The following is a 26,590-nucleotide window of genomic DNA, read 5'->3' as shown; positions in this document are numbered from 1 at the left end:
GATTTGAAACATAAGATTCAGCTTTGCTGGTGTATAAAAATTTTGCCGCTATAGTAATTTATACTTTACACACTGCGGTGATGTTTTTCTCACTCTGGCAATGCACGGTAACTTATGACTCAGGATCAACACGCCCATCCTCGCCGGTTGAACCGGCAGGACTATAAAACGTTGTCTCTGGCTGCGCTGGGTGGCGCGTTAGAGTTTTACGATTTTATTATTTTCGTCTTCTTTGCTGCCGTGATTGGCGATCTCTTTTTCCCACCAGATATTCCTGAATGGCTGCGGCAGGTACAGACGTTCGGTATTTTCGCCGCAGGCTATCTGGCCCGCCCGCTTGGGGGCATCATCATGGCCCACTTTGGCGACAAGAGTGGACGTAAGAAAATGTTCAGCCTGAGCATATTGCTGATGGCGTTACCGACGCTGGCAATGGGCTTGCTGCCAACCTATGAAGCCATTGGTATTGCGGCGCCACTTTTACTGCTGTTAATGCGCGTGCTGCAAGGTGCCGCAATCGGTGGGGAAGTCCCCGGTGCGTGGGTCTTCGTTGCGGAACATGTGCCGCGCGCCCGCATTGGGTTTGCCTGCGGTACGCTGACTGCCGGCTTGACGATGGGGATTCTGTTGGGCTCGCTGATCGCGACGTTGCTGAACACGGTGCTCACGCCAGAGCAGATGTCGGGCGGTGGCTGGCGTCTGCCGTTCTTCATCGGCGGGGTATTCGGCCTTGTCGCTATGTATCTGCGCCGTTGGTTGCAGGAAACCCCCATTTTTATGGAAATGCGTGAGCAGAAAAAGCTGGCGGAAGAACTGCCGCTGAAATCTGTCGTCTTAAATCATAAACGTGCGGTTGTGGTTTCAATGCTGCTGACCTGGCTGCTGTCTGCGTGCATTGTCGTCGTGATTCTGATGGCTCCTACCTACTTGCAAAAAGTCCACGGCATTCCTGCTGCGCTGGCATTGCAGGCGAACTGCCTGGCAACGATTGCGCTGATGGTGGGCTGCGTCGGCGCGGGGCTGCTGGTTGACCGTTTCGGTGCCAGCAAGCTGTTTATGGTGGGTAGCCTGTCGTTGGCCGCCTGTAGCTGGTTCTTTTATAGCTCGGCAGCAAGCAGCACGACGTTGCTCTTTGTCAGCTATGCGATTGTGGGGCTCAGCGTTGGTGTGGTGGGCGGCGTACCGTATGTCATGGTGCGGGCGTTCCCGGCGGCGGTGCGGTTCTCCGGGATTTCTTTTTCCTACAACGTTTCCTACGCCATTTTCGGTGGCCTGACGCCCGTCTTCGTGACGCTGATTATGAAGGCGACGCCGATGGCGCCTGCTTTCTATGTCCTGACGCTGGCTGCCGTGGGATTGCTGTTGGGGATTTACTTGCAGCGCGATCTGGATGCGGACTCACGTGCTTCGGCCGATAGCGACGCGCGCGATCGTTCGCCCGTCGAAGTTTAAGCACACTGTTATCAAAAAATAGTACGTCATCAAAAACAAACGAGCCCTGTCAATCTGACAGGGCTCGTTAGCATGTAACGCAGAACTTGTATTACGTCAGAACTTAGTGAGACGCGCCACGAGCACCAATTGGCAGTACGGTGCGGCCAAACTTCTCGTTCAGCACTTCAGCCATTGCCAGATAAATCGCGCTAGCGCCACAGATGATGCCTTCGTAACCCGCGAAGGTCAGCAGAGCGTGGTTGCCGGTAAAGTTGCCTACGGCCAGCAGAGCAAACAGCACGGTCAGGCTACCGAATACAAATTGCAGGGCGCGGTTGGTGCCGAATGTACCGAAGAACATAAACAGCGTGAAGACGCCCCACAGGCCAAGGAATACGCCAAGGAATTGCGCATCGCTGGCTTCCGCCAGACCCATTTTTGGCAGTACGAGAATGGCAACCAGCGTCAGCCAGAATGCGCCATAAGACGTAAATGCGGTCACGCCAAACGTATTCCCTTTTTTATATTCCAGCAGGCCAGCCAGAATCTGGGCGATGCCGCCGTAGAAAATACCCATGCTGAGAATGATGGAAGAAAGTGGGAAAAAGCCTGCGTTGTGCAGGTTCAACAGAATAGTGGTCATCCCGAAGCCCATCAGTCCTAATGGACCAGGATTTGCCAACGTGTTCGTGCTCATAAATCCTCTGCAATAACAGATTATTAATAGTCCCTTCGCGTCGGGCGCGGCATTAAGGTTAGCGAGTGCGCCAATCACGTTGGGATAGGTGTCGTTTAGGTGTTATTGCCCGCCATTATGTAGGGAAATGTCCCCATTTCTGCGGCGGGCGCGGCATCATATCGGGCGTTTGGAACGGACACAACATGGGGAAGGCAGAATAGTTTGATCGTACGAGGGATAAAGGTCATTTTTTTTCATCTTCCCCCCTTGATGATAGAAATGTTGGCCCCATCTTATTTCCAACCGAAACAGTTTGACCTGCCGCAAAGGCGTGTGTCGGGCCGTTACATCGGTGGTTAGCATGAAAATGAAACGTGTGCTGCTGATGAAAAACGAGGGTGTGTCGTTAGAAAACGAGAAATCTTGTTGAAAAATGACATTTCGCCCGCACAGTAGGTTTAACCACCACACCGAATATGACTTTTTAGTGGAGATGTTTAGATGGGTAAGATTATTGGTATCGACCTGGGTACAACCAACTCTTGTGTCGCGATTATTGACGGTACTCAGGTAAAAGTACTGGAAAATAGCGAAGGCGATCGCACCACGCCTTCAATCATTGCTTATACGCAAGATGGTGAAACTCTGGTTGGCCAACCGGCTAAACGTCAGGCAGTGACCAACCCGAAAAATACACTGTTTGCTATCAAGCGCCTGATTGGCCGTCGTTTCAAAGACGAAGAAGTTCAGCGTGATGCCAACATCATGCCGTACAAAATCATCGCGGCAGATAATGGCGATGCATGGCTGGAAGTGAAAGATCAGAAAATGGCTCCGCCGCAGATTTCAGCTGAAGTGCTGAAAAAAATGAAGAAAACGGCGGAAGACTATCTGGGTGAGACCATCACCGAAGCGGTTATCACCGTACCCGCTTACTTTAACGATGCGCAGCGTCAGGCAACTAAAGATGCCGGCCGTATCGCGGGTCTGGAAGTCAAACGTATCATCAACGAACCGACAGCGGCAGCGCTGGCGTACGGTCTGGATAAAGAAGTTGGCAACCGCACTATCGCGGTTTACGACCTGGGCGGCGGTACGTTCGATATTTCCATCATCGAAATCGACGAAGTTGATGGCGAAAAAACCTTTGAAGTTCTGGCGACCAACGGTGATACGCACCTGGGTGGTGAAGACTTCGATAGCCGCATGATCAACTATCTGGTTGACGAATTTAAGAAAGAGCAAGGTTTCGACCTGCGCAACGATCCACTGGCTATGCAGCGTCTGAAAGAAGCAGCAGAAAAAGCCAAGATCGAGCTGTCTTCTGCACAGCAGACCGACGTTAACCTGCCGTACATCACGGCGGACGCTACCGGTCCTAAGCACCTGAATATTAAAGTAACGCGTGCGAAACTGGAATCACTGGTAGAAGAGCTGGTGAACCGTTCTCTGGAGCCGCTGAAAGTGGCGTTGCAGGATGCTGGCCTGTCCGTTTCTGAAATTCAGGACGTGATTCTGGTTGGTGGTCAGACGCGTATGCCTCTGGTACAGAAGAAAGTTGCTGATTTCTTCGGTAAAGAGCCACGTAAAGACGTGAACCCGGACGAAGCTGTTGCTATCGGTGCTGCGGTTCAGGGCGGTGTCTTGTCAGGTGACGTGAAAGACGTTCTGCTGCTGGACGTAACCCCGCTGTCTCTGGGTATCGAAACGATGGGCGGCGTGATGACTCCGCTGATCGCTAAAAACACGACGATCCCGACTAAACACAGTCAGGTGTTCTCGACGGCGGAAGACAACCAGTCTGCGGTAACGATCCATGTTCTGCAGGGTGAGCGTAAGCGTGCGCACGATAACAAATCTCTGGGTCAGTTTAACCTGGATGGTATTCAGGCTGCACCGCGCGGTATGCCACAGATCGAAGTGACTTTTGACATCGATGCTGACGGTATCCTGCACGTTTCCGCGAAAGACAAAAACAGCGGCCGCGAGCAGAAAATCACCATCAAGGCATCTTCTGGTCTGAACGAAGAAGAAATCCAGAAAATGGTACGTGACGCAGAAGCAAATGCGGAATCTGACCGTAAGTTTGAAGAGCTGGTTCAGGCTCGTAACCAGGGCGATCACCTTCTGCACAGCACGCGTAAGCAGCTGGAAGAAGTGGGCGACAAACTGGCCGCTGATGACAAAACTGCGATTGACGATGCACTAAAAGCGCTGGAAAGCGCGCTGAAAGGCGAAGACAAAGCAGACATCGAAGCGAAAATTCAGGCGCTGGTTCAGGTTTCCGGCAAGCTGCTGGAAGCGTCTCAGCCACAGCCAGGCGCTGAAGGTGCCGCTGATGATGCTTCTGCTCGTCGCGACGACGATGTCGTTGATGCTGAGTTTGAAGAAGTCAAAGATAAAAAGTAATCGCCCTTGAGCGGGCGCAGTAGCAGCCACAAGGCTACTGCTGGCAATCAGCACGGGCGTCGAGGAAACTCTGCGCCCGTGCACGCATGTTGAGGGGCAGGAAAAGAAATGGCGAAGCAAGATTATTACGAAAGCCTGGGCGTTGCTAAAAACGCGGATGAGCGCGAAATAAAGAAAGCATACAAGCGTCTGGCGATGAAGTACCACCCGGACCGTAATCCTGGTGATAACGAGGCAGAAGCCAAGTTCAAAGAGATCAAAGAAGCCTACGAAATCCTTATTGATTCGCAAAAACGCGCAGCCTACGATCAGTACGGTCACGCGGCGTTTGAGCAAGGTGGTATGGGCGGAGGCGGCGGTGGCTTTGGCGGCGGCGGTGCCGATTTTGGTGATATTTTTGGCGACGTGTTCGGAGATATCTTTGGCGGCGGTCGCCGTCAGCGCGCGAGCCGTGGATCCGATTTACGCTACAACATGGAGTTGACGCTGGAAGAAGCGGTACGTGGCGTCACCAAAGAGATCCGTATTCCCGCACTCGAAGAGTGTGATGTGTGCCACGGCAACGGCGCGAAGCCGGGTAGCTCCCCGATCACCTGTCCGACCTGTCATGGTAATGGTCAGGTTCAGATGCGTCAGGGCTTCTTTACCGTGCAGCAAGCGTGTCCGCACTGTCATGGTCGCGGTAAGATCATTAAAGATCCGTGCGTCAAATGTCACGGTCATGGTCGCGTAGAAAAGAGCAAAACGCTGTCGGTGAAAATTCCGGCGGGCGTGGACACGGGCGACCGTATCCGTTTGTCTGGTGAAGGCGAAGCGGGCGAGCACGGCGCACCGTCAGGTGATTTGTACGTTCAGGTGCAGGTTAAAGCGCACCCGATCTTCCAGCGTGAAGAAAACAATCTGTACTGCGAAGTGCCGATTAATTTTGCGATGGCAGCATTAGGCGGCGAGATTGAAGTTCCGACGCTGGATGGCCGCGTGAAGCTGAAAGTGCCTGCCGAAACGCAAACCGGAAAACTGTTCCGTATGCGTGGCAAAGGCGTGAAATCGGTACGTGGCGGTGCGCAGGGCGATCTGCTGTGCCGTGTGGTTGTAGAAACGCCGGTTAACCTGAACGAGCGTCAAAGACAACTGTTGCAAGAGCTTGATGAGAGCTTTGGTGGCCCGTCTGGCGAGAGAAATAGCCCGCGCTCGAAAAACTTTTTCGATGGCGTGAAGAAATTTTTCGATGATTTAACCCGTTAATGGTTTGTCGTTAACGCGTGATAAGAAACCGGTGGGGTAAACCTGCCGGTTTTTTTATGACGGAGATCCCTGTCCGCCACCTTGCGACCGTTGCTGCGCAATGTTGAAAAACGCCCCGATATTTTTTATTCCTTCCTCTAGAGCCTCAATTTAATAGATCGTTTTTTACGATGATTAAGCCAGTTTTAATCTGCTTTTAACGAGTGGTTAGGTCACGTAATCTTGCCAGCAAGAAAGCGAACGTGCGGTATTAGCGTTTGTGCCTGATGGGAGATTAAGTCAATGATAACAATGATTCGTCGCTTTATTCGATTGGATGCCGCCGCTGGTGTGATGCTAATGATGGCAACGGTTTTGGCGATCGCGTTTGCCAACTGGTCTGTGACTGCCGCTGGCTATCAACAATTCCTGATGATGCCGGTGGAAATGCGGTTTGGCGCACTGGAAATCAATAAGAACCTGCTGCTGTGGATTAACGATGGGCTGATGGCAATTTTCTTCCTGCTGATTGGCCTGGAAGTGAAACGCGAGCTCGTTGAAGGCACGTTAGCCAGCCGTCAGCAGGCGATGCTGCCACTGGCGGCTGCGGTGGGCGGAATGATTTTTCCTGCCTTGCTCTTTCTGCTTTTCAACGCCAATGATGAGACGACACGCGCTGGCTGGGCGATTCCTGCAGCGACAGATATCGCGTTCGCTGTTGGTGTGCTGACGTTATTGGGCAAGCGTGTTCCCGCTGGGCTGAAAGTCTTCCTGCTAGCGCTGGCGATCATTGACGATCTGGGGGCGATCCTGATTATCGCTCTGTTTTATACGCAGCAGATCTTCTGGCCTGCACTGGGTGGTGCGGTGCTGGCGATTGCGGCGCTGGCCTATATGAACCGGCAGCAGGTTGGTAAAACCTCCGCCTATTTGCTGGTGGGGATCGTCCTGTGGGTCTGTATTCTGAAATGTGGTGTTCACGCGACGCTGGCTGGAGTGATCGTCGGATTCTTTATTCCTTTGCGCACGTCCAACGGGGAATCTTCTCCGGCAACCACGCTGGAACATGGCTTACAAACGTGGGTCGCGTTTCTGATTATTCCGCTGTTTGCCTTCGCGAACGCAGGCATTGTGTTGCAGGGGATTGTGCTGGAAAAACTGTTTTCCCCTTTGAGCCTTGGCATTGCCGCCGGGTTGCTGATTGGTAAACCGCTGGGCATTACTTTGTTCAGTTGGCTAACCATCCGGCTGGGCTATGCGCGTCTGCCCGTTGGTGTTCATTTTAGCCAGATTATGGCGGTGTCAGTGCTGTGTGGCATCGGCTTTACCATGTCGATATTCATTACGCTGCTGGCCTTCTCCGGCGGCGATGCGGAATTGATTACCTATGCCAAGCTGGGAATTCTGCTGGCATCGGGGCTGGCTGCGCTGCTTGGCTATCTGGCGCTACGCGGGGTGTTGCCTACGCTGGACAAGGCGATGCAACCGTGTAAGGGTTGATGCTATGCCGGAGGCGCGAAGAGGGGGCGGGTGTGTCTCATTTGAATTTTAATCATCTCTATTATTTCTGGCAGGTTTATAAGTCGGGATCCGTGGCTGGTGCGGCAGAAATGCTGTTCTTAACGCCGCAGACTATTACCGGGCAAATCAAATGCCTGGAAGAGCGTTTACAGGGCAAGCTCTTCAAACGTAAGGGGCGCGGGCTGGAACCGACGGAGCTGGGACAGCTTGTTTTTCGCTATGCGGATAGCATGTTCCAGCTTAGCCAGGAAATGTTGGATATTGTGAACTACCGCAAAGAATCGAATCTGTTATTCGATGTCGGCGTGGCCGATGCGCTGTCCAAACGGCTGGTGAGCAGGGTGCTGGAAACGGTCGTAACGGAACAGGAACATATCCATTTACGCTGTTTTGAGTCGACGCACGAAATGCTGCTGGAGCAGTTGAGTCAGCATAAGCTGGATATGATTCTGTCAGATTGTCCGGTGGATTCGACGCAGCAGGAAGGGCTGTTTTCAATCAAGCTGGGCGAATGTGGTGTGAGTTTTTATTGTAAACGTCCGCAGCCTGAACTGCCTTTTCCCGCCTGCCTTGAACAACGTAAGCTGCTGATTCCTGGGCGGCGAACTATGCTGGGACGTAAGCTGCTGAACTGGTTTACTGCGCAGAACATTCAGACGACTATTTTGGGCGAGTTTGATGATGCGGCGCTGATGACCGCGTTCGGCATTAATAACGACGCGATTTTCGTTGCCCCGTCGCTGTATGCCAATGAAATCTACCAGCAGGGCGATATCGTCGAGATCGGCAGGATCGAGAACATTCAGGATGAGTATTACGCGATTTTTGCGGCCAGAATGATCCAACATCCGGCTGTACAGCGCGTCTGTAACGCGGATTTTTCAGCGCTCTTCCGTGATACTACAGACACAAAAAAACCGGCCTAGGCCGGTTTTTTCTTAGCAACAACACGCAGATGCGTGATTATTGCATGGCGTTGATGCGCGCAACCAGATTGGATTTATGACGTGCAGCTTTGTTCTTGTGGATCAGGCCTTTACCAGCCTGGCGATCCACGATCGGTTGCATGTCATTAAATGCTTTCTGTGCCGCTTCTTTATCGCCAGTAGCGATCGCCGCGTATACTTTCTTGATGAAAGTACGCATCATTGAGCGACGGCTTGCGTTATGCTTACGGCGCTTCTCAGATTGTACGGCGCGTTTCTTAGCTGATTTGATATTAGCCAAGGTCCAACTCCCAAATATATTCAATCGAGGACAATTCAAAGGCCGTGGAATATGCTCGTTTAGCCTTCGTTTGTCAATGGATTTGTGCAAATAAGCGTCGTTTGTACGTCGACACTTGTTACGTTGTGATGGCGCAGGATTTTAGCAGCTTCACGCGGTGGAATACAGCTTTTCGCATCATAAATTCATCCTGAATTTGATAAAGCCCTGTCTGTCATCGGTAAAGTCGGATTGCATGCGCTGTCCGTCGTCTGGATATTCTGCGCATAGGCGTCATCCATCGATGATTCCGCTAAAAAACGTGCAAATACTGGCACGATTTACAAGGTGGCTGCAAAAGGCGCGAATCGCGGGTTAACCTTACTCGCTGTACAAGGTATAATCCGCCGATTTCCATAATATTAACCCTTTGTTCTGGGCCAGCCATGCAGCTAATTCGCGGTATACACAATCTTCGGGCACACCATTACGGCTGTGTGCTCACTATTGGTAATTTTGACGGCGTGCACCTCGGACACCAAATGCTGCTTGAACGACTGAAGCAGGAAGGTCGCGCTCGTGGGCTGCCGGTGATGGTCATGATTTTTGAACCACAGCCGCTGGAGCTCTTTGCTGCGGAAAAAGCGCCTGCCCGTCTGACGCGTCTGCGTGACAAAGTGAAATATCTGGCGCAGGCCGGCGTGGACTATCTGCTGTGCGTCAGATTCGACGCACGTTTTGCCGCCAACGATGCGGAGACGTTCGTTTCTTCCCTGCTGGTGAAAAAATTGGGCGTGAAGTTTCTGGTGGTGGGAGATGACTTCCGCTTCGGGGCTGGTCGTCAGGGAGATTTCCTGTTATTACAGAAGGCTGGAAGTGAGTCGGGATTTGATGTCATCAGCACCGATTCGTTCTGTAATAGCGGCAAACGGGTTAGCAGCACTGCCGTACGTGAAGCGCTCAGTCGTGATGAACTTGAGCTGGCAGAAAGCCTGTTGGGCCATCCTTACAGCATTTCCGGGCGTGTGGAACATGGTAAAGAATTGGGGCGAACCATTGGGTTCCCTACTGCCAACCTGCCGCTGAAACGTCAGGTTTCCCCTGTTAGCGGCGTGTATGCCGTCAGCGTTTATGGGCTGGGGCAAGAACCGCTACCGGGCGTTGCCAACATTGGCACGCGTCCGACCGTAAACGGTGACAAACGCCAGCAGCTTGAAGTGCATTTGCTGGACGTGACGATGAACCTCTATGGTCGTCATATTGAAGTCGTACTGCGTAAAAAGATCCGTAATGAACAGCGTTTTGCTTCGCTCGATGCGTTAAAACAGCAAATCGCCGATGATGTGGTGACAGCCCGGACGTTCTTCGGGTTAAAGACACCGGTTTAATTTTTCTAGCCGAAACGAAATCGAGAATCTAATGAGTGACTATAAGACTACCCTGAACTTGCCGGAAACAGGGTTCCCGATGCGTGGCGATCTGGCCAAGCGCGAACCTGACATGCTGAAACGTTGGTATGAGCAGGATCTGTACGGGATTATTCGCAATGCGAAGAAGGGAAAGAAGACCTTCATTCTGCACGATGGCCCTCCGTACGCGAACGGCAGCATTCACATTGGTCACTCAGTTAACAAGATTCTGAAAGATATTATTGTTAAATCAAAAGGTCTGTCTGGCTACGACTCCCCTTATGTGCCGGGCTGGGACTGCCACGGTCTGCCGATTGAACTGAAAGTAGAACAGCTGATCGGTAAGCCGGGCGAGAAAGTCAGCGCCGCAGAATTTCGCGCTGAGTGCCGTAAATATGCGGCAGAGCAGGTTGCGGGTCAGAAAGCCGACTTTATTCGTCTTGGCGTGCTAGGTGATTGGGATCGTCCTTACCTGACGATGGATTTCAAAACCGAAGCGAACATCATTCGCGCGCTGGGCCGCATCATTGAAAACGGCCACCTGCACAAGGGGGCCAAGCCGGTTCACTGGTGTGCCGACTGTGGTTCCGCGCTGGCGGAAGCGGAAGTCGAATATTACGACAAAACCTCTCCATCCATTGATGTCGCGTTTAACGCCAGCGATGTGGCTGCGGTATTAGCCAAATTTGGCGTGAGTAGCGTAGACGGCCCGGTTTCGCTGGTGATCTGGACAACCACACCGTGGACGCTGCCGGCAAACCGTGCGATCTCGCTGAATGCGGAATTCGATTATCAGCTGGTGCAGATTGACGGTCAGGCGCTGATTCTGGCGACCGATCTGGTTGAAAGCGTGATGAAGCGCGCAGGCGTGACCCAGTGGCAAGTGCTGGGCGACTGCAAAGGCGCAGAACTTGAGCTGCTGCGTTTCAAACATCCGTTCCTGGGCTTTGACGTACCAGCTATTCTGGGCGAGCACGTCACGCTGGATGCAGGTACCGGTGCGGTGCATACCGCCGGTGGTCACGGTCCTGACGACTATGTGATCAGCCAGAAATACAATCTGGAAATCGCCAACCCGGTTGGACCGAACGGCTGCTACCTGAGCGGCACCTATCCTGAACTGGATGGCAAATTCGTTTTCAAAGCCAACGACCTGATCGTTGAAATCCTGCGTGAAAAAGGCATGTTGCTGCACGTAGAGAAATTGCAGCACAGCTACCCGTGCTGCTGGCGTCACAAGTCGCCGATCATTTTCCGTGCCACGCCACAATGGTTTGTCAGCATGGATCAGAAAGGCCTGCGTAAGCAGTCGCTGTCTGAAATCAAAGGCGTGCAGTGGATCCCGGATTGGGGTCAGGCGCGTATCGAAGCGATGGTCGCCAACCGTCCTGACTGGTGTATCTCCCGTCAGCGTACCTGGGGCGTGCCGATGTCGCTGTTCGTCCACAAAGAGACGGAAGAACTGCATCCGCGTACCGCTGAGCTGATCGAAGCGGTAGCGAAACGTGTTGAAGCCGATGGCATTCAGGCATGGTGGGATCTCGATCCGGCCGATGTGCTGGGTGCGGATGCTGACAGCTACGTCAAAGTGCCGGACACGCTGGACGTATGGTTCGATTCTGGATCAACGCACGCGTCTGTTGTGGATGTACGCCCTGAATTCGGCGGTCACGCAGCGGATATGTATCTGGAAGGTTCCGACCAGCATCGTGGCTGGTTCATGTCTTCCCTGATGATCTCTACGGCGATCAAAGGCAAAGCGCCTTATCGTCAGGTACTGACCCACGGTTTCACCGTTGATGGTCAGGGCCGCAAGATGTCCAAATCGATCGGGAATACCGTCAGCCCGCAGGACGTAATGAACAAACTCGGTGCCGACATTCTGCGCCTGTGGATCGGTTCAACGGATTACTCCGGTGAAATCGCCGTATCCGATGAGATCCTGAAGCGTTCCGCCGATGCCTATCGCCGTATCCGTAACACCGCGCGTTTCCTGTTGGCGAACCTGAATGGGTTCGATCCACAGCAACATATGGTGAAACCAGAAGATATGGTTGTGCTGGATCGCTGGGCGGTCGGCTGTGCGAAAGCGGCGCAGGAAGAGATCCTCGAAGCGTATGAAAGCTATGATTTTCACCGCGTCGTACAACGCCTGATGCAGTTCTGCTCGATCGAAATGGGTTCGTTCTATCTGGATATCATTAAAGATCGTCAGTACACGGCAAAAGGCGACAGCGTGGCACGCCGTAGCTGCCAGACCGCGCTGTACCATATCTCAGAAGCGCTGGTACGCTGGATGGCACCGATTATGTCCTTCACCGCAGATGAGATCTGGAACTACCTGCCGGGCGAACGTGCGCAGTACGTCTTTACCGAAGAGTGGTATGACGGTCTGTTCGCGCTGGATAGCGCAGAAACCATGAACGATGCGTTCTGGACGGATGTCCTGAAAGTGCGTAGCGAAGTGAACAAAGTCATTGAGCAGGCGCGTAACGACAAACGCATTGGTGGATCGCTGGAAGCCTCCGTCACGCTGTACGCCGACGCCAATCTGGCAGGTAAGCTGAATCAGCTACGTCAGGAACTGCACTTTGCGCTGTTGACGTCAAAAGCGCTGGTGGAACGTTATGAAAATGCGCCGGATAACGCGCAGGCAACGGAACTCACCGGACTGAAAATTGCCTTAAGTGAGGCAGAAGGGCACAAGTGTCCACGCTGCTGGCATTACGAGACGGATATCGGTAGCAATGCCGAGCATCCTGAAGTGTGTGGTCGCTGTGCGACTAACGTGGGCGGTAATGGCGAAGAGCGTAAATTTGTCTGATGAATAAGATCTGTTCGAGTGGACTGCGCTGGCTCTGGCTGGCGATACTGGTTTTAATTGTCGATCTTGGCAGCAAGCAGTGGATCCTTGCCCACTTTGCGCTGGGAGATACGGTGCCAGTGATGCCTTCTCTGAATCTGCATTACGCCCGTAACTACGGCGCAGCATTCAGCTTCCTGGCGGATAAAGGCGGCTGGCAACGCTGGTTCTTTGCTGGCATCGCGATTGCTATCGTGGTTGCCCTGCTGGTGATGATGTACCGTGGCAGCGTCAAACAGCGGCTCAATAACATTGCGTATTCGCTGATTATCGGCGGCGCACTGGGCAATCTGTTCGACCGGACATGGCACGGATTTGTTGTCGATTTCATCGACTTCTATGTCGGTGATTGGCATTTCGCCACGTTTAACCTTGCCGATACTGCTATCTGTATTGGTGCGGCACTCATCGTACTGGAAGGATTTTTCAGTACGCATGATGATACTGATACCGTTAAGCAAAAGGGTCACTGATGTCCGAGAGTGTTCAGCATAACAGCGCGCTGCTGGTGCATTTTATTCTGACGCTAGAGGATGGCTCAGCGGCTGAATCTACGCGTGAGCGCGGCAAACCAGCGCTGTTTCGCCTTGGCGACGGCAGCCTGTCTGAAACGCGTTGGAACAACATCTGTTGGGATTGAAGCGTGGCGATAAACGCAAGTTTACGCTGCCGCCGGAGTCGGCCTTTGGGCCGACCAATCCGAACCTGATCCAGTTCTTCCTGCGTCGTGATTTTGCCCAGACCGGCGTGCCGGATGTTGGTACCATCATGCTGTTCAGCGGCGTTGCCGGAAATGATATGCCGGGGATTATCCGCGATGTGACCGAAGAGTCGGTCACCGTGGATTTCAACCACCCGCTATCCGGTCAGGCGATTACCTTCGATCTTGAAGTGCTGGATATCGATCCCGTACAACAGGAGGTGACTCATGCAGATCCTGCTGGCTAATCCGCGCGGCTTTTGTGCCGGTGTCGATCGGGCTATCAGCATTGTGGAACGTGCACTGGAGCTTTTTGGTACGCCGATCTACGTCCGTCATGAAGTGGTACATAACCGCTATGTGGTTAACGGATTACGCGAACGCGGTGCAATTTTTATTGAGCAGATTGAAGACGTGCCGGATGGTGCGATTCTGATTTTCTCGGCACATGGCGTTTCGCAAGCAGTACGTAATGAAGCCAAAAACCGCGATCTGACGGTATTCGATGCCACCTGTCCGCTGGTGACCAAGGTGCATATGGAAGTGGCTAGAGCCAGTAAGAAAGGCGTAGAAGCGATTCTTATCGGGCATGCCGGACACCCTGAAGTTGAAGGAACGATGGGGCAGTACAGCAATGCGGACGGTGGCATGTATCTGGTGGAATCCCCTGAGGATGTCTGGCAGCTACAGGTAAAAGACGAAAGCAATCTATGTTTTATGACGCAAACCACGCTTTCTGTTGATGACACCTATGCGGTGATTGATGCGTTGCGTGAGCGTTTCCCGCAGATCGTCGGCCCGCGTAAAGATGACATCTGCTATGCCACGACCAATCGTCAGGAAGCCGTTCGTCACTTGTCGGATAAGGCGGATGTCGTGTTTGTCGTCGGCTCTAAAAATTCCTCAAACTCCAATCGCCTGGCTGAATTGGCACAGCGCGCGGGGAAAGCGGCTTATCTGATAGATTCAGCGGAAGATATTCAGGAGTCATGGCTAGCGGGTGCTTCGCATGTTGGAGTAACCGCAGGCGCATCGGCACCGGATATTCTGGTACAACAGGTGATTCAGCGCCTGAAAGAGCTAGGCGGCAAGGTGGCGGTTGAAATGCAGGGACGTGAAGAAAACATCGTCTTTGAAGTGCCGAAAGAGCTGCGTGTTGAAGTCAAACAGATAGATTAATGCTGTTTCTGCGGTAGGGCTCCGGCCCTATCGCTTTTATACCCCCATTTTCTTACGCGCTGTTATTCACTCATGAAAATGTTAATGCATAAAAATGAATTTTTATGCGTTATGTCATATGGTTTAATTTTGACCACTTCTGCTTATCTTCAAATCCCTTGTGGTTTTTCATCGCTCTGATGCGTCGTTTTGCTGTCTGTGGTGAGACAGTTTTGCTGATTTTCTGCGGCTTCAAACAGTATTTTCTAATCTGGCGGTAAATCCGCTGGCGATAGTGCGCAGCGCCCGTTAACCTGATGTTATTTTTATGTCGTTAGGATCAAAAAGAGAGAGACATTATGAAGGATTCATCCATCCGTATTGCGGTTGTAGGTGCGGGCGGCCGTATGGGACGCCAGCTGATTCAGGCTATCGAGCAAATGGACGGCGCGGTATTGGGCGCGGCGCTGGAGCGTTCAGGTTCGTCTCTGATAGGAAGCGATGCCGGTGAACTCGCTGGGCTGGGTAAAAGCGGTATTACCGTGAATGAAAGCCTGGATGCCGTGCAGAATGATTTCGATATTTTGATCGACTTCACCCGTCCGGAAGGCACCTTAGCGCATCTGGCATTTTGTCGTCAGCACCGTAAAGGCATGATTATTGGGACAACTGGCTTTGATGACGCAGGGAAAGCGGCGATTAAGCAGGCGGCGCAGGATATCGGGATTGTGTTTGCGGCGAACTTCAGCGTTGGCGTCAATGTCATGCTAAAGCTGCTGGAAAAAGCGGCCAAGGTCATGGGCGACTATACTGATATCGAAATCATTGAAGCACACCACCGCCACAAAGTGGATGCGCCATCGGGCACCGCGCTGGCGATGGGCGAAGCGATCGCCGATGCGCTGGGACGCGATCTGAAGTCCTGTGCCGTGTACGCGCGTGAAGGCCATACGGGTGAACGCGATCCGAAAAGCATTGGTTTTGCGACCGTGCGAGCGGGCGATATTGTCGGTGAACATACGGCGATGTTTGCTGATATTGGCGAGCGCGTTGAGATTACCCACAAGGCATCCAGCCGTATGACGTTTGCCAATGGTGCAGTAAGAGCCGCTATCTGGATTAGTTCGAAAGAAAGTGGCATTTTTGATATGAGAGATGTGCTTTCTCTGGATGATTTGTAGTATTTAATTGTTTATATAAAATCATATCTAGCTGATAAAGGTGGTTATTTTTATGATCACCTTTATTTTTACCTGTTACATATCAAATTTTGTTTATTGTTTCTTTTTATCTGTTTTTCATTCGGTTTTTTAGCACCAATTCTTCCTTGTGACTCCTGAAATGTGCCTTGCTGGCGATTTGTTATCCTTATTTTAGCGATGTTGTCTCGCAACCGTTTACTTATCTAAGTTGATCGGGTTTTTTACGTCAGTGGGCGGCTATTTATTTCGGAAAGCATAAAAATAAGATAAAAAAAGCGGTTTGGGTAGACAATCAGGAAGACCATCATTAAAATGCGCCCAATTTGCCAAAAATTGGCCTTACAGGTAGTTTTTGCATTGATTTAGTGGCTCGAATCTGAATTAATATGCAAATAACGTGATTGTTTATTCCTTGGAGGGTGTTTTGATTAAGTCAGCGCTATTGGTTCTGGAAGACGGAACCCAATTCCACGGTCGGGCCATTGGGGCAGAAGGGTCGGCAGTGGGGGAAGTGGTCTTCAATACGTCGATGACCGGTTATCAAGAAATCCTTACTGATCCTTCCTATTCCCGCCAGATTGTCACTCTCACTTATCCCCATATCGGTAATGTCGGCGCCAATGCCAACGATGAAGAATCCCCCTCTGTACAGGCTCAAGGTCTGGTTATTCGCGATTTACCTCTGATTGCCAGCAACTACCGTAGTGAAGAAAGCCTGTCTGAATACCTCAAACGCAACAACATCGTCGCCATTGCTGATATCGATACCCGTAAACTGACCCGTCTGCTGCGTGAGAAAGGCGCACAGAATGGCTGCATCATCGCGGGCGATGGGCCGGACGCTGCCGTCGCGCTGGAGAAAGCGAAAGCCTTCCCAGGGCTGAAGGGCATGGATCTGGCAAAAGAAGTGACGACGGCAGAAAGCTACAGCTGGTTACAGGGAAGCTGGACGCTGGAAGGCGAATTGCCTGCGGCGAAAAACGAAAGCGAACTGCCTTACCACGTTGTGGCTTATGACTACGGTGTGAAACGCAACATTCTGCGTATGCTGGTGGATCGCGGCTGCCGCCTGACGGTCGTTCCGGCCCAGACACCTGCTGAGGACGTACTGAAGCTGAATCCAGACGGTATTTTCCTCTCTAACGGCCCGGGCGACCCAGAGCCGTGTGACTACGCGATTCGCGCGATCAAAACCTTCCTGGAAACGGATATTCCGGTATTCGGTATCTGCTTAGGTCACCAACTGCTGGCACTGGCGAGCGGTGCGAAGACCATCAAAATGAAGCTGGGTCACCACGGTGGCAACCATCCTGTCAAAGATCTGGATAACAACTGTGTGATGATTACCGCACAGAACCACGGCTTTGCGGTTGATGAAAATAACCTGCCTGCCACGCTGCGCGTCACGCATAAATCCCTGTTTGACCACACCGTTCAGGGGATTCACCGCACGGATAAGCCCGCGTTCAGCTTCCAGGGTCACCCAGAAGCGAGCCCAGGCCCGCACGATGCCGCGCCGCTGTTCGACCACTTTATTGACTTGATTCAGACTTACCGTTCTTCAGCTAAATAATCAGGAGCGAGAAAATGCCAAAACGTACAGATATTAAAAGCATCCTGATTCTGGGCGCAGGCCCGATTGTTATCGGCCAGGCGTGTGAGTTTGACTACTCGGGTGCACAGGCGTGTAAAGCGCTGCGTGAAGAGGGTTACCGCGTTATTCTGGTGAACTCCAACCCAGCAACCATCATGACCGACCCGGAAATGGCCGATGCGACCTACATCGAGCCGATTCACTGGGAAGTGGTGCGTAAAATCATTGAAAAAGAGCGTCCAGATGCGGTGCTGCCAACGATGGGCGGCCAGACTGCGCTGAACTGTGCACTGGAACTGGAACGTCAGGGCGTGTTGGCCGAATTCGGCGTGACCATGATTGGTGCAACGGCGGATGCGATTGATAAAGCAGAAGATCGCCGCCGCTTCGACGTGGCAATGAAAAAGATCGGTCTGGATACCGCGCGTTCCGGTATTGCACACAATATGGAAGAAGCGCTGGCAGTTGCGGCTGACGTCGGCTTCCCGTGCATCATCCGTCCTTCCTTTACGATGGGCGGCACCGGTGGCGGTATCGCTTACAACCGTGAAGAGTTCGAAGAGATCTGTGAGCGCGGTCTGGATCTTTCGCCAACCAAAGAGCTGTTGATCGATGAATCGCTGATCGGTTGGAAAGAGTACGAGATGGAAGTGGTGCGTGATAAGAACGACAACTGCATCATCGTCTGCTCAATCGAAAACTTCGATGCCATGGGGATCCACACCGGAGACTCTATCACCGTCGCTCCTGCACAAACGCTGACCGATAAAGAATACCAAATCATGCGTAACGCCTCGATGGCGGTACTGCGTGAAATCGGCGTAGAAACGGGCGGTTCTAACGTTCAGTTCTCGGTAAACCCGAAAACTGGCCGTCTGATTGTTATCGAAATGAACCCGCGTGTATCACGTTCTTCCGCGCTGGCGTCTAAAGCGACGGGCTTCCCGATTGCAAAAATCGCGGCCAAGTTAGCCGTGGGTTACACGCTCGATGAGCTGATGAACGACATCACTGGTGGTCGTACGCCAGCGTCTTTCGAACCTGCTATCGACTACGTTGTGACTAAGATTCCACGTTTCAACTTCGAAAAATTCGCTGGTGCTAACGACCGTCTGACCACGCAGATGAAATCTGTGGGCGAAGTGATGGCGATTGGCCGTACGCAGCAGGAATCCTTGCAGAAAGCGCTGCGTGGCCTGGAAGTGGGCGCAACCGGCTTCGATCCGAAAGTGGATCTGGACGATCCAGAAGCGCTGACCAAAATCCGCCGCGAGCTGAAAGATGCCGGTGCCGAGCGTATCTGGTACATCGCCGATGCCTTCCGTGCGGGGATGTCTGTCGATGGCGTATTTAACCTGACTAACGTTGACCGCTGGTTCCTGGTGCAGATTGAAGAACTGGTGCGTCTGGAAGAGCAGGTCGCTGAAAAAGGCGCAACCGCGCTGGATGCCGAATTCCTGCGTACGCTGAAGCGTAAAGGCTTTGCTGATGCGCGTCTGGCGAAACTGGCTGGCGTGGCGGAAAGCGAAATTCGCAAGCTGCGTGATAAGTTCGACCTGCATCCGGTCTATAAGCGTGTCGATACCTGTGCGGCTGAATTTGCGACCGATACCGCGTACATGTACTCCACGTACGAAGAAGAGTGTGAAGCCAATCCGACTCAGGATCGTGACAAAATCATGGTACTGGGCGGTGGGCCGAACCGTATTGGTCAAGGGATCGAATTTGACTACTGCTGCGTCCACGCTTCACTGGCGCTGCGTGAAGATGGTTATGAAACCATCATGGTCAACTGCAACCCGGAAACCGTTTCAACAGACTACGATACGTCTGACCGTCTGTACTTCGAGCCGGTAACGTTTGAAGACGTGCTGGAAATCGTCCGCATCGAGAAGCCAAAAGGCGTGATCGTGCAGTACGGTGGTCAGACGCCGTTGAAACTGGCGCGTGCGCTGGAAGCGGCAGGTGTGCCGGTTATCGGCACCAGCCCGGATGCGATTGACCGTGCAGAAGACCGCGAGCGCTTCCAACAGGCGGTGAATCGTCTGGGGCTGAAGCAACCGGCTAACGCCACAGTCGCGACCATTGAGCAGGCGGTAGAAAAAGCGCGTGGTATCGGCTACCCGCTGGTTGTCCGTCCTTCTTATGTGCTGGGCGGCCGCGCGATGGAAATCGTGTACGACGAAATCGACCTGCGTCGCTACTTCCAAAACGCGGTTAGCGTATCCAACGATGCGCCGGTGCTGTTAGACCGCTTCCTTGACGATGCTATCGAAGTCGACGTTGATGCGATTTGTGACGGCGAGCGCGTGCTGATTGGCGGCATTATGGAGCACATCGAGCAGGCGGGCGTTCACTCCGGTGACTCGGCTTGTTCACTGCCGGCTTATACGCTGAGCAAAGAGATTCAGGACGTGATGCGCCAGCAGGTTGAGAAACTGGCGTTTGAACTCTGCGTTCGCGGTCTGATGAACGTGCAGTTCGCGGTGAAGGATAACGAAGTTTATCTGATTGAAGTGAACCCACGTGCGGCACGTACCGTACCGTTTGTCTCGAAAGCGACAGGTGTTCCGTTGGCGAAAGTCGCGGCACGCGTGATGGCAGGTAAAACGCTGGCTGAGCAGGGCGTCACGAAAGAAATTATCCCGCCGTACTACTCCGTAAAAGAAGTGGTGCTGCCGTTCAACAAATTCCCTGGCGTTGACCCGATTCTGGGGCCAGAAATGCGTTCAACCGGTGAAGTCATGGGCGTGGGCCGCACGTTTGCTGAAGCGTTTGCTAAAGCGATGCTGGGCAGTAACTCGCACATGAAGAAAACCGGACGCGCGCTGCTGTCGGTGCGTGAAGGCGACAAAGCTCGCGTGGTGGATCTGGCGGCCAAGCTGCTGAAGTATGGCTTTGAGCTGGATGCGACGCACGGCACGGCGATTGAACTGGGCGAAGCGGGCATTAATCCGTCGTCTGGTGAACAAGGTGCATGAAGGTCGTCCGCACATTCAGGACCGCATCAAGAACGGCGAGTACACCTACATCGTCAACACCACCGCAGGGCGTCAAGCGATTGAAGATTCCAAGCTGATTCGCCGCAGCGCACTGCAATACAAGGTGCACTACGACACGACGCTGAACGGCGGTTTCGCCACAGCCATGTCGTTGACGGCAGATCCGACGGAGAAGGTGACTTCTGTGCAGGAAATGCATGCGATGATTAAAGGCTGATTGACCGACTTCGGTCGGCGGTAAGCGGATAATAAAAGCCAGCGTTGGTAACAGCGCTGGCTTTTTTCATGGGGAACGTTTTGCGTGTTAACCCAGCGCGACTTTGATACCCAGCGCAATCAGAACTGTACCCAGCAGCTTATCCACCAGTTTCTGTGCTTTAGTCAGGCCGCGCCGTACCGGTTCGCTTTGGAAAAGCATGACCAGCAGCGGCCACCAGACGACCGATAACAGCCAGATAATCATGGCGTACCACAGCTTTTCACCGATGCCAGAGTGAATGTTCAGGACCTGTGTGAACATCGCCAGAAAGAATAGGGTCGCTTTCGGATTCAGCAGATTGCAGAGGTAACCTTGAAGGAACGCTTTTTTCAGGCTGATGCTTTGCTGCCCCTGATTTGAGACATCCATCTTGCTTCCGCCGCGCGCGAATAACGCCTGAATACCGATCCAGATCAGATAGGCGGCACCCGCATATTTCAGTACATTAAACAGCCACGGCGTGGTGGTGATGACGACGGCCAGCCCCGCGACGCAGTATGCCATGTGGGTTGCCACGCCGCAGATGACGCCAAACGCGGTCATCAGTGCGGTAACGCGCGGGTAGCGTGTGGCATTCTTGATGACGAGGAAAAAGTCCGGGCCGGGAGAGAGCATCCCCAGCGTGGCGATAGTGGCGACAAACAGCGATGTTTCTAACATGGTCATCCCAGAGAGTGAAATAGTAAGAACGTTGGAAATGATAGCGCCAGAATAATGAATTCGCATCACACTTATTGGTTATTCGGCGGCGATATGTTAACAATTATCCTTTCATTTTTTATGGTTAATTTCAGGGGCGGGTTGAGATAACAACATGGTCAGTGAACGTGAGAACCGTGAACCATTCAGTAGCGAAAAACGGATGGGGGAAGCGCCACAGCAGCGGGAAATAACCCGACTGTGCATCCAGTGTGCGCTGCTGCTGTTACAGCACGGCGCAGAGAGTATGGTGGTAGAACAGCTGTCGTCACGGCTGGGTATGGCGCTCGGCGCTGATAGCGTTGAGAGCTCTATCTCAGCAAATTCGATTGTGCTGACCACCATCGTGCAGGGACATTGCCTGACGTCGACGCGGAAGAATGTGGACCGCGGCATTAACATGCACGTCGTTATTGAGGTTCAGCATGCAGTCATCATGGCCGAACATAAGCTGCTGGATGTGGCAGGGGTGGAAAAACGTCTGGGAAATATCAAGCCGTTGCGCTATCCGCGCTGGCTGATGGTGTCCGTTGTTGCGCTCTCCTGCGGCTGTTTCAGCCGTTTGAACGGCGGAGGGTGGGATGCGTTTATCGTCACGCTGATTGCCAGCGGTTTGGCGATGTATGTCCGGCAGGTCTTTACGGCGCGACACCTGAATCCGTTGATCAACTTCTGTATTACGGCGTTTGTTGCGACGTCGGCATCCGGGCTGTTAATGCGTTTACCCGCTTTTTCTCAAACCTCGACGGTAGCGATGGCGGCGAGCGTGCTGCTGCTGGTTCCCGGCTTTCCGTTGATTAACGCCGTGGCAGATATGTTTAAAGGGCACGTGAATACCGGTTTGGCACGTTGGACGGTCGCGAGTTTACTGACGCTGGCAACCTGTATTGGTGTCGTGATGGCGATGTCGCTGTGGGGGTTACGCGGATGGTCTTAAGTTTACTGTGGGCGCTCTTGCAGGATATGGTGCTGGCGGCGGTTCCTGCGTTGGGGTTTGCGATGGTCTTCAACGTGCCGCTGAAAGTGCTGCCTTATTGTGCGCTGCTGGGCGGTGTCGGGCATGGCGTGCGGTTTATGGCGATACATTTCGGCATGAATATCGAGTGGGCGTCGTTTCTGGCGGCGATCTTGATTGGCATCATCGGTATTCGCTGGTCGCGCTGGCTGCTGGCGCATCCTAAAGTCTTTACCGTAGCGGCCGTGATCCCGATGTTTCCTGGTATTTCTGCCTATACGGCGATGATTTCGGTAGTGGAAATTTCGCACCTTGGCTACAGCGAAGCGCTGATGAACGTCATGATGACCAATTTCCTGAAGGCCAGTTTTATCGTCGGTGCGCTCTCTATCGGCCTGTCTTTACCGGGGATCTGGCTCTACCGCAAACGGCCGGGAGTATAAAACTCTTATATTACGTTTCGGTCTTGTATCTATATCGACGAGCGAAAGGGCTTTCCGTATAGTGTCAGCAATTTTCTGACCTACAGGGTTTTTTCACCATGGTTATTAGTTTGATTGCTGCACTGGCAGTGGATCGCGTGATTGGTATGGAAAACGCGATGCCGTGGCATTTGCCAGCCGATCTGGCATGGTTTAAGCGTAATACGCTTAATAAGCCGATTATTATGGGGCGTAATACTTTCCGTTCTATCGGTCAGCCGCTGCCCGGCCGACTGAATATTGTCGTCAGCAATCATCCCGGTGATGACGATCGTGTGACCTGGGTCTCTTCGCTAGACGCTGCGCTGGCGGCAGCGGGCGACGTCGAGGAAGTGATGGTGATTGGCGGCGGCAGTATCTATCAACAAATGCTGGCGCAGGCTAATCGCCTCTATCTGACGCACATTGATGCCGAAGTGGAAGGCGACACGCATTTCCCTGACTATGAGCCGGATGAGTGGCAGTCTGTTTTCAGCGAATTCCATGATGCTGATGAGCGCAACTCACACAGTTACTGCTTCGAGGTTCTGGAACGCCGCTAAGCGCCTTTCCTGCGATAATATTCTGTCGATGAATAGCTAACCCGCCTTGTTGCGGGTTTTTTCGTTTTCTTACCCGATGTTTTATTTCCCCGACTGACAGCTTTCCCAAATGGCGTGCCTTAGCCAGCGATGCGCAGGATCGCTCTCGCGTCGCTTATGCCACACCTGCTGGAAGGCAAAGTTGGGTATCGCGAAAGGAGGCGGAAAAATGTACAAATCTGGCGTGGTGATGTGGGTCATGCTTCGTCGCGCCGCTGTCAAAATCAGGTCAGTGCCGGCAATGAGATTGATGGCGGCATGCCAGTGGGGCAGCGTCAGTACGACATTGCGTGACAGGCCGCTTGCAGCAAGCGCGCTGTCCACTTCATTGGCTGAATCGGGATGCATGGTGACCAGAACATGTGGTCGTTCCAGCCATGCCTCAAACGATAGCGTACCGTTTTCCGGCAGCGTGGCGCGGTCGGCCAGACAGGCAAACTGTTCTTCAAAGAGAAGCTCGGCGTGTATTTCAGGCGGGCGTTCAGGAAATACGCCGAGGCCTAAGTCGATTTCTCCATCAATCAACTGTGCCAGCATCATTTCACGGCCGGCATGACTGACGGCCAGCGAAATGCCGGGAGCCTGTACACGTAGATGCCGCATGAGCGTTGGCAAAACGGCATTCGTACCGTAATCAGAGAGCGTCAAACGGAAATGTCGCGTGCTATGGCACGGATCGAACTGCGGTGCCTGGATAAGCCCATTCAACTGGTCAAGCGCCTGTTCCAGCGGGTCGAGTAGCGCCTGAGCGCGAGTCGTCAGCGTCAGACCGACTTCACGCCGGACTAACAGCGGATCGTTAAAAATCTGGCGAAGCTGTGATAGTGAATGGCTGACGGCAGGCTGGCTGCGGTGCAGGCGCAGCGCTGCCCGCGTGACGTGTTTCTCCGTCAACAGCGCATGAAGCGTTAGCAGCAGATTCATATCAATACGACGCAAATCATCCATTTTACGAATGCCTTCCGTATGAATTACGAATTTCCATCAGTTTAATGGATGATGGAGTATTGGAACATCCCAATTACGTTGTGAACTTATATTGTGAATCAGGGGGTTCCATGTCGTTATTCTCTTCTTTTTCTCTCTCATTATTGCTGCCGTTGGGTATTGCGGTATTTGCCGGGAGCATTGTGCCTTTTCAGGCCGCCAGTAATGCGATGTTGGGTCGCTCGTTAGGCCATCCACTTTGGGCAACGCTGGTATCCCTGCTGGTCAGCATCTGCGTGCTGTTGCCGATTCTGTTTGCTGCTCGGGTGCCCACGCCAGCGCTGGGTAATGCCTTGCAGGGGCCGTGGTGGATCTGGCTGGGCGGAGTGGCAGGTGTGGCTTATATCACTGCCGCCTTATTGCTGACGCCAAAGCTTGGAGCCTCAGGTTTTATTGTCTGCGTGATTGTCGGTCAGGTTGTGGCATCGCTGATCATCGATCATTTTGGTTTGATGGGGCTGGCAGTGAAGCCTGCGACGCTGGGGCGAATCGCGGGTGTCACGTTAATCGTGATGGGGATGCTGGTGGTGCAATATTCTGCGGCTTCTCAACCGCTGACAAAATCCACCGCTGAACCCATCAGCCAACACAGCGAGAGATGAACTCACCATTTTTTAACGGAAATAGGTCACATTTCCGTCATCTATCATCGCTAGTATGAAAATGAGTAGCGGCTTCCGTCGTTCAATTGAAATGTCGTTAAGCCGCTGTGTTTGATAGATAGGAGTTGATAGATAGGAGACAGTAAGCATGACGAATAGAAACAGCAATCTGAATACTGACCGACTGAGCGATCCACGCCGCCGTGAATTGCCGTCAGGCGGCGTAGAAACCGTTGGCCTGTCTGGGTTTCTTGGCGGCGGTATCTGGTCGATTCCCGCCGAGGAGTTGGCCGTAACGTCATCCAAAAAGGCTCAGTCTGAGACGACTTTTCCCTTTCTATGACTTTGGCACGGTTGGCGATCGAGCAACGGCTTTCGAACCTTTACTCACCTGATAAGGGCGCGCTATTGCCAGAAAGCTCGGTATTTGATGAGAGTGACGGTTGCGTGAAATAGCGCTTATCGTCCCAACGCAGCATAGTCAGTTCTCCCCCCCAACAGCACCCGGTATCCAACGCGTAAATGTTTTCCGGCGTGCCTTTCCCTTCCAGCGAGGCCCAGTGGCCGAACGCAATAGCATATTCCCCGGCGACCTGGCTCGGCAGCTCAAACCACGGTTTTAGCAGAGAAGGGGCCTGACTCGGCGGCTCTTTACAGAGCATATCCAACTGCCCGCCAGAGAAGCAGTAGCGCATACGGGTAAAGACGTTGGTGCTAAAGCGTAGACGGGCCAGACCGCTGAGCTCCGTGCTCCAGTGGTTCGGCATATCGCCATACATAGCATCAAGGAAAAGCGGGTAGCTGTCGCTGCTCAGGATCGATTCGACTTCGCGTGCACACATCAGCGCCGTTGGAAGATCCCACTGCGGTGTGATACCCGCATGCGCCATAACTAGCTTTAGTTCTTCATCAACCTGCAAGATTGGCTGACGACGTAGCCAGTTGATGAGTTCGTCGGCATCGGGCGCGGTAAGGAGCTCGTTGAGCCGATCTTTCGGTTTGTTGCGGCTGATACCAGCATAAACGGCCAGCAGGTGCAGATCGTGATTGCCAAGCACCATGCGAACAGAGGAACCGAGGGAGCGAACAAAGCGTAGGACCTGGAGAGAATCCGGCCCGCGTGCGACTAAATCGCCAGTTAGCCAGAGCGTATCTTGCTCTGGATTAAAGGAAACTTGCGCCAATAGCGCATTAAGTTCCACGAAACAGCCGTGAACATCGCCAACTAAATAGGTAGACATAATTAATGTATCAGTGAAGGAATAGCCAGACGGAAAACGGGGATGGAAACCTGAAACGCTTTACCCTGATGGTCAACCATATGGTAGTGGCCTTCCATCGTGCCGAGAGGCGTTTCGATGACAGCACCGCTGGTATATTGGAATTCGCCGCCGGGCTGGATAATCGGCTGTTCGCCGACTACGCCTTCACCCTGCACTTCAGTCTGGCGACCGTTACCGTTAGTGATCAGCCAATACCGCCCCAAAAGCTGGACTTCATGACGCCCCAGATTGCGAACCGTAATCGTGTAAGCAAACACGAAACGTTCTTCATCAGGCTCCGACTGTGATTCCACGTAGAAGCTCTGAACCTGTACACAAACGCGGGGCGCATTAATCATGAT

At 52.9% G+C, this 26,590-nt stretch carries 22 protein-coding genes and 2 pseudogenes; 18 read left to right on the top strand and 6 right to left on the bottom strand.

What is annotated here, in order from left to right; genetic code table 11:
- The first annotated feature begins 114 nt into the window (after positions 1-114).
- A complete protein-coding gene (locus tag HP572_RS16785) occupies positions 115-1,452 on the top strand; it encodes an MFS transporter (RefSeq protein WP_205551778.1) in 1,338 nt (445 codons plus the stop codon).
- Positions 1,453-1,555: 103 nt separating this feature from the next.
- Here HP572_RS16785 and satP read toward each other — a convergent pair whose 3' ends face one another.
- Positions 1,556-2,131: an acetate uptake transporter gene (satP, locus tag HP572_RS16780; RefSeq protein ID WP_005973207.1), complete on the bottom strand. Its 576-nt coding sequence runs from the start codon at positions 2,129-2,131 to the stop codon at positions 1,556-1,558.
- 483 nt (positions 2,132-2,614) lie between these two features.
- On the opposite strand from satP, the gene dnaK reads away from it, so the two are divergent.
- The 4 genes from dnaK (at position 2,615) to nhaR (ending at position 8,193) form a co-directional block, all read left to right on the top strand.
- Entirely contained in the window at positions 2,615-4,522 is a 1,908-nt protein-coding gene (gene dnaK, locus HP572_RS16775) for a molecular chaperone DnaK (protein ID WP_205551776.1), read from the top strand.
- 108 nt (positions 4,523-4,630) lie between these two features.
- Positions 4,631-5,767: a molecular chaperone DnaJ gene (gene dnaJ / locus HP572_RS16770; protein ID WP_205551774.1), complete on the top strand. Its 1,137-nt coding sequence runs from the start codon at positions 4,631-4,633 to the stop codon at positions 5,765-5,767.
- Positions 5,768-6,049: 282 nt separating this feature from the next.
- Entirely contained in the window at positions 6,050-7,246 is a 1,197-nt protein-coding gene (nhaA, locus tag HP572_RS16765; RefSeq protein WP_240583808.1) for a Na+/H+ antiporter NhaA, read from the top strand.
- 32 nt (positions 7,247-7,278) lie between these two features.
- Positions 7,279-8,193, top strand: a complete 915-nt coding sequence (gene nhaR, locus HP572_RS16760; protein ID WP_240583807.1) for a transcriptional activator NhaR — start codon at positions 7,279-7,281, stop codon at positions 8,191-8,193.
- Between the two features lie 37 nt (positions 8,194-8,230).
- Here nhaR and rpsT read toward each other — a convergent pair whose 3' ends face one another.
- Positions 8,231-8,494 carry a 30S ribosomal protein S20 gene (rpsT, locus tag HP572_RS16755; protein WP_010681770.1) on the bottom strand — a complete coding sequence of 88 codons (264 nt, stop codon included), beginning with the start codon at positions 8,492-8,494 and terminating at the stop codon, positions 8,231-8,233.
- A gap of 425 nt (positions 8,495-8,919) precedes the next feature.
- On the opposite strand from rpsT, the gene ribF reads away from it, so the two are divergent.
- From ribF to carB, 8 genes and pseudogenes are all read left to right on the top strand, one after another.
- The gene (gene ribF / locus HP572_RS16750; RefSeq protein WP_240583806.1) at positions 8,920-9,861 is read left to right on the top strand and encodes a bifunctional riboflavin kinase/FAD synthetase; all 942 of its coding nucleotides are present in this window, start codon (positions 8,920-8,922) and stop codon (positions 9,859-9,861) included.
- A 31-nt stretch (positions 9,862-9,892) separates the two neighbouring features.
- Positions 9,893-12,706: an isoleucine--tRNA ligase gene (gene ileS / locus HP572_RS16745; protein ID WP_240583805.1), complete on the top strand. Its 2,814-nt coding sequence runs from the start codon at positions 9,893-9,895 to the stop codon at positions 12,704-12,706.
- Positions 12,703-13,218: a signal peptidase II gene (gene lspA / locus HP572_RS16740; RefSeq protein ID WP_094371036.1), complete on the top strand. Its 516-nt coding sequence runs from the start codon at positions 12,703-12,705 to the stop codon at positions 13,216-13,218. Before ileS ends, lspA begins: the two co-directional genes overlap by 4 nt.
- Positions 13,218-13,693: pseudogene (gene fkpB, locus HP572_RS16735) on the top strand (FKBP-type peptidyl-prolyl cis-trans isomerase). The gene lspA and the pseudogene fkpB overlap by 1 nt, the downstream one beginning before the upstream one ends.
- Positions 13,674-14,624: a 4-hydroxy-3-methylbut-2-enyl diphosphate reductase gene (ispH, locus tag HP572_RS16730; RefSeq protein WP_014916702.1), complete on the top strand. Its 951-nt coding sequence runs from the start codon at positions 13,674-13,676 to the stop codon at positions 14,622-14,624. The pseudogene fkpB and the gene ispH overlap by 20 nt, the downstream one beginning before the upstream one ends.
- Before the next feature lie 338 nt (positions 14,625-14,962).
- Complete coding sequence (gene dapB / locus HP572_RS16725; protein WP_240583804.1) at positions 14,963-15,784, top strand: 4-hydroxy-tetrahydrodipicolinate reductase; 822 nt, start codon at positions 14,963-14,965, stop codon at positions 15,782-15,784.
- 445 nt (positions 15,785-16,229) lie between these two features.
- Positions 16,230-17,378 carry a glutamine-hydrolyzing carbamoyl-phosphate synthase small subunit gene (gene carA / locus HP572_RS16720; protein WP_240583803.1) on the top strand — a complete coding sequence of 383 codons (1,149 nt, stop codon included), beginning with the start codon at positions 16,230-16,232 and terminating at the stop codon, positions 17,376-17,378.
- Between the two features lie 14 nt (positions 17,379-17,392).
- Positions 17,393-20,618, top strand: a pseudogene (gene carB / locus HP572_RS16715) (carbamoyl-phosphate synthase large subunit).
- 87 nt (positions 20,619-20,705) lie between these two features.
- Here carB and HP572_RS16710 read toward each other — a convergent pair.
- Complete coding sequence (locus tag HP572_RS16710; protein ID WP_119888439.1) at positions 20,706-21,320, bottom strand: LysE family transporter; 615 nt, start codon at positions 21,318-21,320, stop codon at positions 20,706-20,708.
- Positions 21,321-21,522: 202 nt separating this feature from the next.
- Here HP572_RS16710 and HP572_RS16705 point away from each other — a divergent pair, with 202 nt between their 5' ends.
- From HP572_RS16705 to folA, 3 genes are all read left to right on the top strand, one after another.
- Positions 21,523-22,296 (top strand): threonine/serine exporter ThrE family protein, encoded by a 774-nt coding sequence (locus HP572_RS16705; RefSeq protein ID WP_240585775.1) that lies wholly within the window; start codon positions 21,523-21,525, stop codon positions 22,294-22,296.
- Positions 22,287-22,757 (top strand): threonine/serine exporter, encoded by a 471-nt coding sequence (locus HP572_RS16700; protein ID WP_240583802.1) that lies wholly within the window; start codon positions 22,287-22,289, stop codon positions 22,755-22,757. The genes HP572_RS16705 and HP572_RS16700 overlap by 10 nt, the downstream gene beginning before the upstream one ends.
- 98 nt (positions 22,758-22,855) lie before the next feature.
- The gene (gene folA, locus HP572_RS16695; RefSeq protein ID WP_240583801.1) at positions 22,856-23,338 is read left to right on the top strand and encodes a type 3 dihydrofolate reductase; all 483 of its coding nucleotides are present in this window, start codon (positions 22,856-22,858) and stop codon (positions 23,336-23,338) included.
- Positions 23,339-23,419: 81 nt separating this feature from the next.
- On the opposite strand, the gene HP572_RS16690 is transcribed toward folA, so the two are convergent.
- Positions 23,420-24,325 carry a LysR family transcriptional regulator gene (locus HP572_RS16690; protein ID WP_240583800.1) on the bottom strand — a complete coding sequence of 302 codons (906 nt, stop codon included), beginning with the start codon at positions 24,323-24,325 and terminating at the stop codon, positions 23,420-23,422.
- 110 nt (positions 24,326-24,435) lie between these two features.
- On the opposite strand from HP572_RS16690, the gene HP572_RS16685 reads away from it, so the two are divergent.
- Positions 24,436-24,966 carry a DMT family transporter gene (locus tag HP572_RS16685; protein WP_240583799.1) on the top strand — a complete coding sequence of 177 codons (531 nt, stop codon included), beginning with the start codon at positions 24,436-24,438 and terminating at the stop codon, positions 24,964-24,966.
- A 148-nt stretch (positions 24,967-25,114) separates the two neighbouring features.
- The gene (locus HP572_RS16680; RefSeq protein ID WP_240583798.1) at positions 25,115-25,309 is read left to right on the top strand and encodes a hypothetical protein; all 195 of its coding nucleotides are present in this window, start codon (positions 25,115-25,117) and stop codon (positions 25,307-25,309) included.
- Between the two features lie 40 nt (positions 25,310-25,349).
- Here the strand turns inward: HP572_RS16680 and apaH are convergent, their stop codons facing one another.
- A complete protein-coding gene (gene apaH, locus HP572_RS16675; RefSeq protein WP_240583797.1) occupies positions 25,350-26,207 on the bottom strand; it encodes a bis(5'-nucleosyl)-tetraphosphatase (symmetrical) ApaH in 858 nt (285 codons plus the stop codon).
- Between the two features lie 2 nt (positions 26,208-26,209).
- Positions 26,210-26,587, bottom strand: coding sequence for a Co2+/Mg2+ efflux protein ApaG (gene apaG / locus HP572_RS16670; RefSeq protein WP_010681750.1), 378 nt, complete (start codon positions 26,585-26,587; stop codon positions 26,210-26,212).
- Between the last annotated feature and the right edge of the window lie 3 nt (positions 26,588-26,590).

Source organism: Pectobacterium sp. PL64 (assembly GCF_022477975.1).
Lineage (GTDB): Bacteria > Pseudomonadota > Gammaproteobacteria > Enterobacterales > Enterobacteriaceae > Pectobacterium > Pectobacterium jejuense.
The sequence above is the reverse complement of the archived record's forward strand: the minus strand, read 5'-3'. Positions and strand labels throughout refer to the sequence as shown.

Coding starts and splice junctions, on each gene's coding strand:
- HP572_RS16785 (WP_205551778.1), top strand. CDS start 115: ATGACTCAGGATCAACACGCCCATCCTCGCCGGTTGAACCGGCAGGAC.
- satP (WP_005973207.1), bottom strand. CDS start 2,131: ATGAGCACGAACACGTTGGCAAATCCTGGTCCATTAGGACTGATGGGC.
- dnaK (WP_205551776.1), top strand. CDS start 2,615: ATGGGTAAGATTATTGGTATCGACCTGGGTACAACCAACTCTTGTGTC.
- dnaJ (WP_205551774.1), top strand. CDS start 4,631: ATGGCGAAGCAAGATTATTACGAAAGCCTGGGCGTTGCTAAAAACGCG.
- nhaA (WP_240583808.1), top strand. CDS start 6,050: ATGATAACAATGATTCGTCGCTTTATTCGATTGGATGCCGCCGCTGGT.
- ribF (WP_240583806.1), top strand. CDS start 8,920: ATGCAGCTAATTCGCGGTATACACAATCTTCGGGCACACCATTACGGC.
- ileS (WP_240583805.1), top strand. CDS start 9,893: ATGAGTGACTATAAGACTACCCTGAACTTGCCGGAAACAGGGTTCCCG.
- ispH (WP_014916702.1), top strand. CDS start 13,674: ATGCAGATCCTGCTGGCTAATCCGCGCGGCTTTTGTGCCGGTGTCGAT.
- dapB (WP_240583804.1), top strand. CDS start 14,963: ATGAAGGATTCATCCATCCGTATTGCGGTTGTAGGTGCGGGCGGCCGT.
- HP572_RS16710 (WP_119888439.1), bottom strand. CDS start 21,320: ATGTTAGAAACATCGCTGTTTGTCGCCACTATCGCCACGCTGGGGATG.
- HP572_RS16705 (WP_240585775.1), top strand. CDS start 21,523: ATGGGGGAAGCGCCACAGCAGCGGGAAATAACCCGACTGTGCATCCAG.
- HP572_RS16700 (WP_240583802.1), top strand. CDS start 22,287: ATGGTCTTAAGTTTACTGTGGGCGCTCTTGCAGGATATGGTGCTGGCG.
- folA (WP_240583801.1), top strand. CDS start 22,856: ATGGTTATTAGTTTGATTGCTGCACTGGCAGTGGATCGCGTGATTGGT.
- HP572_RS16690 (WP_240583800.1), bottom strand. CDS start 24,325: ATGGATGATTTGCGTCGTATTGATATGAATCTGCTGCTAACGCTTCAT.
- HP572_RS16685 (WP_240583799.1), top strand. CDS start 24,436: ATGTCGTTATTCTCTTCTTTTTCTCTCTCATTATTGCTGCCGTTGGGT.
- HP572_RS16680 (WP_240583798.1), top strand. CDS start 25,115: ATGACGAATAGAAACAGCAATCTGAATACTGACCGACTGAGCGATCCA.
- apaH (WP_240583797.1), bottom strand. CDS start 26,207: ATGTCTACCTATTTAGTTGGCGATGTTCACGGCTGTTTCGTGGAACTT.
- apaG (WP_010681750.1), bottom strand. CDS start 26,587: ATGATTAATGCGCCCCGCGTTTGTGTACAGGTTCAGAGCTTCTACGTG.